The organism is Nonomuraea sp. NPDC003804, assembly GCF_040610675.1.
Taxonomy (GTDB): Bacteria; Actinomycetota; Actinomycetes; order Streptosporangiales; family Streptosporangiaceae; genus Nonomuraea.
On sequence record NZ_JBEXMT010000014.1, the window covers coordinates 212,618 to 223,969 of the forward strand.

Here is an 11,352-nt window from a genome sequence, read left to right on the forward strand (position 1 = left end):
GATCGCAACACATGTGATGATCACTCCGTTTTGCCACATGCGTTCGAAAGGCTCGAGTGAACCCATCACGAACAGCGTCCGGCTTATCCAGCCGGACGCGCCGCCGCGCTGCCCTGATCGCAGCCCTGACCATGCCGCTCTCGCTGATGAGCGCGCCCGCGATCGCCCAGGGCCCCACGCCACCCCCCACCACCGCTCCCACCCCCACGACGCCGCCGAGCGCCCCCGCCACGCCCACCGGCAAAGCGCTGGCGCAGGCCAAGAAGGACAACCGGCGCATCGAGATCGAGTCACTGCGCTCGGAAAGCGCCACCTACTACGCCAACCCCGACGGCAAGACCTTGCGGATGGAGCTGTACCTGGAGCCCGTCCGGGTCAAGAACGCCAACGGCGACGGCTTCACCCCGATCGACACCACCCTCGTCGAGGCAGATGGAGTCATCAGGCCCAAGGCGGCCAAAGGCAGCCTGCTGCTGTCCGCCGGCGGCAACACCGAAGCGATCAAGAGCAAGAGCGGCGACATCGCCGCCCGGATCGACGCTCCACGCACGTTGCCCAAGCCCACGCTCAACGGCAGCACCGCCACCTACGCGTCCGTTTACGGCAAGGGCATCGATCTGGTCGTCACCGCCACCGCGACCGGGTTCCGCCAGCAGATCGTCATCCGGGAACGCCCCGCCGGACCGGTGACCTTCCACGTCCCCGTGGATCTGCCCAAGGGCATCTCCTTCGGCAAGAACGCCAAGGGGCAACCGGCGCTGAAGAGCGACAACGGCAAGCACAGCCTCGACATCCGGCCCGCGGCGCTGCTGGATGCGGCCGCGGCCGACGCGAACGCCGATCTCGGCGCCATCAGGATCGGCAGGGCACAGGTGAGCCTGGACGGCTCGGCGCTGGTGTACAGCCCCGACGCTGCCTTCCTCGCCGACCCGGCAACGACGTACCCGGTGACGATGGCCGCGGTCGACGACGACTGGTACGAGTGCACCCTCGGGGGCGACCCCTGCCCCGCGGGCGACCCGATGGACACGTACATCAATGACGTGGACCTCACCGACAGCTGGGACATGCACTACCGCGATCAGATGTGGGTCGGCAAGTCCTACGCCAGCAGCATCGCCAAGCGCTGGCGCGCCTACATCCAGTTCCCGCTTCCCGGGTCAAGCGACCCGTTCTGGGGTTCCAGGATTCAGAACGCCGACCTGGAGCTGTGGAACTACCTGTCCAACGACTGCGGCTTGTTCGTCGGGTCCGGGATCACCGCCCGGCGGGTGACGTCCGACTGGGACCACTTGACCCTGCAGTGGGGCGGCCAGCCGTCGGTCACCAGCGCGGGCGCGGACACCGAGTACGGGGCCTACAGCCCCGACTGCTCCGGTTCGATGAACTACGAGCACGACCTCATCCACTACGTCAACCCGATCGTGCAAGCGTGGGCTGACGGAGAGCCCAACTATGGCTTCCAGCTCACCGCCGGCGACGAATCCGAGCTGCGGAACTGGCGCCGCTACCGCAGCCGGGAGCAGACCAGCGGCTATCCCGCCCACGGTCCCAGGCTCAAGGTCGATTTCGAGCCGCCCCCCGTGCGGTATGTGGTGATGCAGGATCCGCGAGAGCCGCGCGTCCGGACCCAAGCAGCACTCGATGCCTACATCGCGAAGGGACGCATTGCGAACTCGGAGCCACAGCCTGCAGCCGTCACCTACGCCGAATTGCAGGAAGCTCGCGAGAACGCTGTCAACGACAGCGCCATCCCTGAAGAAGATCTACAGTCGCCTATGAAGCCTCCGGCGGAGAACGCAACGGCTCGGTGGTCATTCACCGAAGGCAGCGGATCCACAGCGGCAGACACCAGCGGCCAACACAACGCAACGGTGCAACCTGGCGTCGAATGGGTACCGGGGGTCAGCAACTCTGCGCTGTCCAACGTCTCCGGCGGTACCGCGCCACCTTCTGGCGCAACGCAGCAGGATGTGCGAGGCCGGTTGGAGGCATCCAAGCAAGCCGCTGCTGAAGGCACAAAAGTAGAGGTCCCCGCTGAGACCACAGAAGACCGCATTACTTACGCTCAACCTGAGGGATCCTTTGTCACCGAGGTCACAGCAGGCCCCGTACGCACCAAACAGGGTGACAACTGGGTACCAATCGATACCGACCTGACCAGTCGCGGCGGTGTGCTACAGCCGAAGGCAATAGCAGAGGGCGCCACCGTAGAGATCTCGACCGGAGGGACAGGAGCGTTCGCGAAGCTGGTCAACCGCCACGGGCAATCGTATGCGTTGCAGTGGCCGACAGCTTTGCCAAGTCCGACGGTGAAAGCGAACAAGGCTACCTTCGCCGATGCAGCGGGCAAGGGCTCCGATCTAGTCGTAACCGTGCTGCCGACCGGGTTCCTGCACGAGGTGCACCTGCGAGAACGGCCGAGCAAACCGCTCGAGATCCGCATCGGTGTAGAGACATCAGGCCTCATCCTGTCGGAGAACAAGGACAGTCGGCTGCTCCTCAAGAACCCAGCCAAGGAGATCATCGCCACAGGCGCGCGTCCAATGATGTGGGACGGCAGCGGCAAGGGCCTCACCCACGGTGTCAAGCGCGCAAAGATCGACGCCGAAGTGGTCACGAAGAAGGGGTACGCCGAGGTCAGCCTCAAGCCCGATCACGGCTTCCTGACCAGCCCGTCCACCGTGTATCCGGTTTCACTGACCCCCGCCACTGTCATGCCGCTTCAGCATGACGTCGAAGTTGATCTGGCCTCCACCGCCGACGCGCCGGCTTATCCGAGCGGTATGTTCGTGACGGCCGGTACCCGGACCGCCAGTGAGAAGTCTCGGGTACATCTGCTCTTCGACACCCTCGGCCTGCCCGGTTCGACGGTGACCGACGCCAAGCTGTCGCTGCTGAACGTGGACGCGCCCAGCTGCGGCCCGGCCGTGGGCGCCGGTATCCAGGCCCGCCGTCTCACCGCCGCGTGGGATCCGAACAACCTGTACTGGGCCAACATGCCGGCCTCCACGACCGAGGACGCCCAGACCAACACCGCCGCCATCAACCAGTCCTGCCCAACGTGGCCAGGCGCGATGGAGTGGAACGTCACCGGCATGGCCCAGGACTGGGCCGCAGGCGCCGCCAACCACGGCATCGTCCTGCAATCGCCCAACGAGAGCGTCAACGGCAACTACCGCATCTTCCCCGCCTCGGAGGAGACGCTCGACTTCAACAACCCGCCCAAGTTGACCATCACCACCAGCGGCGCCTCCTCGGCGCCCACGGTGAGTGGCCTGGCCATCACCCCGGCCCAGAGCGCGGGCGGTACCACGGTAACCACCTCGCTCACTCCGCAACTGGCCGCCACCGTCGCCGACACCATCGGTGGCAACCTGACCGGCGAGTTCGAGATCGAGCACGACCCGGCCGCCGCCGGCCAGGGCACCGGCCAGATCTGGGCCGGCGCCTCGAACGCAGTCGTCTCCGCCAGCCAAGCCGCCGTCAGCGTTCCGGCCGGGAAACTCACCGACGGCTGGAAGATCCGCTGGCGTGCCCGCGCCGTCAACACCGCAGCCTCCACGGCCTCGGCCTGGTCGGATTGGCAGAACGTCACCGTCGACCTCCCCGATCCGCAGCCCAACCCTACTGTGGGCGCGCTCCAGATCGCCCCTTCTCGTCAGGTCGACGGCAAAACCGTCACGACCAGTCTGATCCCCAGTCTGCTGGCTCAGGTGACAGACCCAACGGGAGGGGCGTTGCGGGCCGAGTTCGAGCTGGACCACGACCCTGCCGCCACCGGTCAGGGCACCGGCCAGATCTGGGCCGGCGCGGTGGACAACATCGCCTCCGGTAGCCAGGCCACTGTGGCTGTGCCGGACGGGAAACTGACCGACGGCTGGAAGATCCGCTGGCGTGCCCGCGCCGTCTCGAGCACTCTCGCGTCGGCATGGTCGGAGTGGCAGTATGCCGCCATCCGCCTTCCACAGCCCGTCACCGGCCCGCTAGCGAAGACAGCGGGCCCGGTGATCCGCACCGATCAGAGCTTCACGGTTGCCGCATGGGTAAAATGGGAGGACAAGGACGGCGAATACACGATTATCGAGCAGTCCGGCACCAACTCCTCAGCGTTCCGTCTAGGCAACGACCCAGACAAGGGGCTGATTTTCACCTTTACCAGTGCCGACTCCGCTACGGCATCCATTGAAGGCGTGCTATCCAGTGAAGAGACGCCGGTCAATCAATGGTTCCACGTCGCCGCGACCTACGACAGCAGCACTCGAATCGCCATTCTCTATCTCAATGGGAATGTGATTGGAATGCCAGAGCTGGACGAGTCGGCCGAGGTGGACGACCGAACCATCGGCACTCCGATCAGCTTCGCCTCCTGGAACGCTGCCGGTCCGATGACGCTGGGCACCAGTATGGACGGCGCCATAGACGAGATATGGGCGTATACCCGGGCTCTCCTGCCGGAAGAAGTCTGGGCGCTATATGATGGCAGCCGAGCCGAGCAGCAGACGTCATCGGCCTCAGCTCGATCCGGATCGATGCAGACAATGGCCGATCCTATGAAATATGATCGTGTAACTCCCCAGCAGTGCTGGGACTACTATAACGACCGGGGCTGGCTGGATTCAGTCACTCATGAGCGCGAATACTACATCAAGAGCCATTTTAGCGGCTGCATGATCCATAAGTTCTATATCGCGCAGCCTGAATTCGATCACGACCTCTTCGATGGTTACCTGATCGCCGTCGCCAATACGACCAACGGTATGGACGGTCGGAACGCGGCCGCCGGAGAAACGAGCAGAGACGTCTATTTCGACATCTATACTCGTGACGTCGATTCCCAGGACGACGACTATCTCGACGCCGACTTCACGCTCAGCATGAATCCGGCCTGGGGGCAAAACTCGTGCAAACACATGACGACATGGAACGGCAGTCAGCAACGCAACTACGTGGTCAAGAAGGGCCGCGAACTAGTTGACGGATCGGACACGAGCGGCCCCTGGAACAAGTGGGCCACGTTCCGATTCCGTGCGGCGCAAGGTGACGCTCCGGCAACACGCACGAACCAGAACGGTCAAGTCGTATCCAATGTTGAGGACGCGATCTCCAGCTGTAATTTCCACCCGTGGATCAAGATCGACGAACCTCTGCACCCGCTCAACTGGCGATATGGAAATCCCGAATACAGTTTCAACGCGCGCTGCGACTCCGCGCCCTACATCTCGAGCCAGTTCAAGGGTGGATGCACCCTTGACGCCGTGGGCTCGATGGTGATGACGCTCGACAACAACTACGACGTCGCCTTCCTTCATCTCTGGAAGGCGTGCTATCAGAAAGCGGACACCTATCCAAACAAGGCGTCGAAAACTATCCGAGGCTGCCCCGGCGCCAACGGTTTGAGGCCGCCACCCGGTATGCAGCTCCATCGAATCGGAGAGCCGTTTATCACCCGAAGCCGCAACCGCGCAACCACCCGATGCAGGAGTCTGTGGCCGGGGTACGGCACCGCCACGCCGAAACCGCAGGACTGCGACGAGTTCCCCTTCGCCAGCTCCGCCGAGCGTACCGCTGCCTCGGACAAGAGCAGAGATCTTTCCGTATGCGCAATGGACGGTGGGGCCGAGGGCGACAACCAGCAAGCTGGGGGCGAGCTACTAAGGTTCTATGACCGAGATAGAATTCTTCGCGAAGATCCCTACTTCGTCAGGTTCAAGACAACGCCGGAGAATGTACCGACGATGGATAACCTGTGCTGGAAGCCAGCCGTAGGACCATACACCAACCCGTAGTCTATGTTCCGCAATCGTAAGGAATGTGCCCGCCTTGGCGATCTACACCTCGCTCAGGGCGGGCACGTTCCCGACTCAACAGAGAAGAGTTAATCGTTAAATGAATTCCGACAGCCTAAGATACTTCGTTTCCCACTATCGACGCGTATTGCGGGCTGCCCCCAATCTTTTGGAGAGGTTCGCGCTGACAATAGTCAGCCCCCGCCAAGGCGGCCTTACGATGGAAACAGCCGCTACGAAAATCACCGGAAACGCTGCGCCATCGATCGAGGTGTCAGAACCCGATTTTCCCGATCTCGTCTATCTGTCCCAATCTGAGAGGGCACTCATATTTTTTGAACCCACCGGTTTTAGTCGCGTGGCTCGACACGCTGTCCTCGCAAGTCTGAGTGAGAATGCCGACGTGTGGCATGTCGCCTGGAATGTCACCGGCATGAGAATGCTTACACATGCGCGTGATGGTCAGGTCCGGGGAGAGATGCCAGAGTTTGATCCAGACTGCGTACGCGGCACGGACCCACACCTGCTCGCGACAGAAGTTGAAGCATTCAGAGCAATAAGGGGTCGTAGCGCTCCACCTGCGCGGTCCAAGGCGACGGCCCTGGCTCTTGTCACTAATAGGACTGGCATTTGCCTTGACGCACAGTGGTTCGAGGAGCCACGCAGCGCCATTTCCGTGTGACGGGGCAGCCCAATGCCGTTAAGACAGCGATCTTGCTGTTCGGCTTCCTCTGGTGATCGTGTCGGGGATTGCGGGCAGTGCGGGACGATTGACGGATCTGATCGCGGTCGGCGCGTTGACGTCGTTGATCCCCCGCCGGGTCCTGGACGCGGCCATCGCCGCGTATGGATGTCGAGAGCGGCGTGTGTGCGTAAGCTCCCCGCTCATGTGGTCGTCTACCTGCTGATCGCACTGTGCCTGTACCTCGACGACGACAGTCGAAGATAGGACGCGCCGCGCCCTGCGGCACCCGGCCGTATCACGCCAGCCTGCCAGATTCACCGCCGTCGCGCGGGCCGCCGGCGTGAGCACCGATTTCCTCTACCGCCACACGGAACTTCGCGCCCAGATCGAACGACAGCGGGCCAGGTATCGCAGCTCACCAGGCAATGTGACGCCTGACGACGTACTCAACACTTCGTCCTCGTCTGCCATGCGGGTTCTCGCGCGCAAGCTCGAAGAGGAACGGCGCGTTCGACGGAACGAGGTAGCGGAGTTGCGCAGGGCCTTGGAAGTGGCTCCAGGCGAAAACCTCGAGCTGCGCCGATCAGCGCGGCGGCACGGCGGTGCCGGGTCGCGCGGACTCTCGCTCGGTGCTGATCAGCCGTCGGCGGACGTTCTTGAGTCGGCGGTCGCCGTAGGATCCGCTGGGCATCGACCACATTCGCCCGACCTGCGAGGATAACGATCCGATGAAGGTCGGCGGTGTTCGTGGCTTGTGCTCGGCGGCGGTTAGCCGGTTGTCGCCGTGGTTCGGCACAATTGCTGACGTGCGAGTCGGATTGCTGGGACCGTTCGAGGTCCGTAACCACGATGAGGCCGTGGTGGAGGTTCCTGGGGTTCGGCTGCGCGCATTGCTGGCCGCCCTTGCCCTCGAACCTGGCCGGGTCGTCACGCGGGCGAGGCTGGTGGACTGGATCTGGGGGGAGCAGCCGCCCGCGGACGAGGTGAACGCCTTGCAGGCGTTGGTGTCCCGGCTGCGCAGGGTGTTGCCGGACGGCGTGATCGAGGCCGATTCCGGCGGGTACCGGCTGGCCGTGGCGCCTGACGCCGTGGACGTGTACCGGTTCGAGCGCCTGGTCGGTCAGGCTCGTGCCGCCGAGCCCGCGGCGCGGGCGGATCTGCTGCGCTCGGCCCTGGCGTTGTGGCGCAGTACGGCCATGGCGGACATCGCGCTGCAGGGCAGCGACGCGTTCGACGCCGCGGTCGCGCGGCTGGACGAACTCCACGTCGCCGCGCTCGGGGATCGGGTGGATGCCGACATTCGCCTCGGCCATGGCTCGGAGCTGGTCTCGGAGCTGACCGAGCTGGTCGCCACGTACCCGCTGCGGGAGGGGTTCGTGGCAGCCTTGATGCGAGCGCTCGCCGAGGCGGGGCGTGGGAACGAGGCGCTGACCGTGTACCAGCGGACGCGCGAGCGGCTCGCTGAGGAGTTGGGTGCCGACCCGTCTGCCGAGCTCTCCGCGCTGCACACCGCGTTGCTCCGCGGCGAGCTGGGCGGGCGGGCGGAGAACCGCAGGACGAACCTGCGTGCCGAGCTGACGAGTTTCGTCGGCAAGGACGACGACATCTCCGCGGTCGCCGGTCTGGCCATCAAACACCGGCTGGTCACCTTGACGGGGGCGGGTGGCTCGGGCAAGACAAGGCTGGCCACGGAGACCGCGCGGACGATGCTCGCCGAACTGCCGGATGGGGCGTGGCTGGTCGAACTGGCCTCGGTGCGGGCAGGCGGTGAGCTGGCGCAGGCCACCCTGACCGCGATCGGCCTGCGTGAGCAGCCGTTGCTCGGTGACGGGCGGGGTGGGGAGCCGATGGATCGGCTCATCGCCGCGGTCAGGGAGCGCGCGATCCTGCTGATCCTGGACAACTGCGAGCACGTGATCGAGGCGGCCGCGGCCTTCGCGGATCGGCTCCTGGGGGAGTGCCGGAGGCTGCGGATCCTGGCCACGAGCAGGGAACCGCTCGGCATCACCGGGGAGGTGCTGTGGCAGGTCGAGCCGCTCGCGCTGCCCGCGAAGGGGGCGGACCTCTCCGACGTCGGTTCCTCGCCCGCGGTGCGGCTGCTGCGGGACCGCGCGGGTCTGGTGCGCCAGGACATCGGTTCCGACGCGCACACCTTGTCGACCATGGCGCGGATCTGCCGGGCGCTGGACGGGATGCCGCTGGCGATCGAACTGGCCGCGGCACGGCTGCGCACCATGTCCATCGATCAGCTGGCAGGCGGGCTCGATGACCGTTTCCGGCTGTTGACCGGCGGCAGCCGTACGGCGCTGCCCCGGCACAAGACGCTGCGCGCGGTCGTGGACTACAGCTGGGATCTGCTGACCGAGACCGAACGCGGCGTGCTGCGGCGGCTCTCGGTGTTCTCCGGCGGGGCGAGCCTGGAAGCGGCCGAACGGGTGTGCGGGGACGAGGCGTTCGCCGGGGAGCAGGTGTTCGACGTGCTGGCCGCGTTGATCGAGAAGTCCCTGGTGCTCGCCGACGGCGAGGGCACGCCGCGCTACCGGATGCTCAACACCATCAGGGAGTACGCGGCGCACCGGCTCGCCGAAGCCGGCGAGACCGAGCCTGCGCGGCAGGCGCACCTCGCCTACGTCACCGAGCTGGCCGAGGCGGCCGAGCCGCACCTGCGTCAGGCCGAGCAGCTGGAGTGGCTGTCCACGCTCAAGGCCGAGCACGACAACATCAATGCGGCCCTGCGCGGGGCGATCGCCGAAGGATGGGCCCAGGAGGCGATGCGGCTGGTCGCGGCCGTGGGCTGGTACTGGTTCCTCAGCGGCCACAGGGCCGAGGGCACCGAGTTGAGCATCGCGGCGGCCTCGCTGCACGGCGAGGTGTCCGATGAGGTGCGGGCGATGGCGTACGGCATCGTGGCGGTGTTCGTGTCCTCCGGGCCGGGTGGTGATCAGTATCAGGCGCGGGAGTGGATCCACGGGGCGCACCGGCTCACCCAGCGCGGGGAGTATCGCCACCCGCTGCTCGGGTTCGTCGCGCCGCTGGAGCGGCTGCTGGAGGAGCCGACGGAGGTCCTGTCCGCGTTCGAGCCGCTCATCGCCGGAGACGATCCATGGGCGCGCGCGCAGGCCAGGCTCAGTCGTGCCAGATTCCGGCTCACGCTCGGCCGCGACGAGACCGACGTGGACGTCGACCTCGAAATCGGTCTTGCCGAGTTCCGCACGCTGGGCGACCGGTGGGGGATCTCGTTGGCGCTGAGCTTCCTGGCCGATCGGCTCGCCACGCGCGGCGAGTTCGCACGGGCCTGTGAGTACTACGACGAGGCGGTCACGGCGCTCGCCGAGTTGGGTGCGAGCGAGGACGTGGTCGGCATGCGGGCGCGGCAGGCTCAGCTGTACTGGCTGCTCGGCGATGAACGTTCCAGCACGTCGGCCATGGCCGAAGCGGAGCGGTGCGCGGACGGGATCGCCTGGTCGGGCACGCTCGCCGGGCTGGCGCTTTCGAAGGCGCAGCTGGCGCGCTGGCGCGGCGAGCCGGACCAGGCACGCGAGCACCTGGCCACGGTGCGGGCGGTGCTGGGCGACGCGGAGACAGGCGACTCCGTCCTCGCCCATGCCATGGACCTGTACGGCTACCTCACCGAGGATCTCGAGCAGGCCCGCGCGCATCGGACCGAGGCGTTGCGCGCGGCCATGGGGACGACGTACCCGCCGACGATCGCCGAGGTGTTGATCGGGATCGCGGATCTCGCCATGCGTCAGGGGCAGGACGAGCAGGCCGTGCGACTGCTCGCGGCGAGCGACGGGGTGCGCGGTACGCCGGATCGTTCGCTGCCGGACGTTGCCAGGATCGTCGCGGACACGCGCAAGCGCCTCGGTGAAACCGTGTTCGCCGAGGCGACCCGTGACGGCGCGCGGTGGGATTGGCGTGAGCTGGCCGAGATCACGCTCGCTCCGTGAACGACGCAGGCGCGAGCCGGCCGAGATCACGCTGCCGTGACCCCCACTCGCCGGAAGAGCCGCGGGTTCGTGGTACTCATGCCACGTCCCAGGTGACAGGCAGGCTCTTGACCCCGTAGACGTCCGCGGTCTCCGGGCGCAGGGCGACCTCGTCGGCCGGTACGGCCAGGCGCAGCGTGGGGAAGCGGTTGACCAGCGCGGGGAAGGCGACCCGCATCTCGACGCGGGCCAGCTGCTGGCCCAGGCACTGGTGGATGCCGTGGCCGAAGGCCAGGTGCCCGCCGTCCTGCCGGCGCAGGTCGAGCACGTGGGGGTCGGAGAAGCGCTCGGGATCGCGGTTGGCGGTGTTGTACGACAGGATGACCATCGAGCCGGCCTTGATGGTCTGCCCGCCCAGCTCGAAGTCCTCCAGCGCGACCCTCATGAGCCCCTTGACGACGGTCAGATACCGCAGCAGCTCCTCCACGGCCTGATCGATCAGTGCGGGATCGTCGCGCAGCGCGGCCAGCTGCTCCGGGTTGCGCAGCAGCGCGAAGGTGCCCAGCGCCAGCATGTTCGCGGTGGTGTCGAACCCGGCCGACAGCAGGATCAGGGCCATGCCCTGCAGCTCCTCGTCGGTCAGATCGCTGTCGGTGAGGTCGCTGAGCACGTCGTCGGTGGGGTTGGCCCGCTTGGCCGCCACCAGCTGCGCGAGGTATTGCTGGGTCGCGGTGTAAGCCGCGATCAGCTCCTCGTCGCCGGCTTCCCCGCCGAGGAACTTGTCGATGTTCTCCTGGAAGGAGGCCCGGTCCTCGTACGGCACGCCCAGCAGCTCACAGATGATGACGGAGGGGATGGGCTTGGCGAAGGCGGTCACCAGGTCCGCCGTCGGCCCGGCCTTCTCCATCGCGTCCAGGTGCTCGGCGGTGACCTGCTCGATCCGCTCGGT

The 11,352-nt window shown here is 66.1% G+C and carries 3 protein-coding genes; 2 read left to right on the forward strand and 1 reads right to left on the reverse strand.

All coding sequences use genetic code 11. The features are described from left to right. The first annotated feature begins 131 nt into the window (after nt 1-131). Nucleotides 132-5,789 carry a DNRLRE domain-containing protein gene (locus ABZX22_RS21030; RefSeq protein WP_354911458.1) on the forward strand — a complete coding sequence of 1,886 codons (5,658 nt, stop codon included), beginning with the start codon at nt 132-134 and terminating at the stop codon, nt 5,787-5,789. A gap of 1,491 nt (nt 5,790-7,280) precedes the next feature. Then, a complete protein-coding gene (locus ABZX22_RS21035) occupies nt 7,281-10,424 on the forward strand; it encodes a BTAD domain-containing putative transcriptional regulator (RefSeq protein ID WP_354911461.1) in 3,144 nt (1,047 codons plus the stop codon). Nucleotides 10,425-10,500: 76 nt separating this feature from the next. On the opposite strand, the gene ABZX22_RS21040 is transcribed toward ABZX22_RS21035, so the two are convergent. Continuing rightward, nucleotides 10,501-11,352, reverse strand: an 852-nt coding sequence (locus ABZX22_RS21040) for a cytochrome P450 (RefSeq protein WP_354911463.1), incomplete at its 5' end; no start/stop codon positions are given.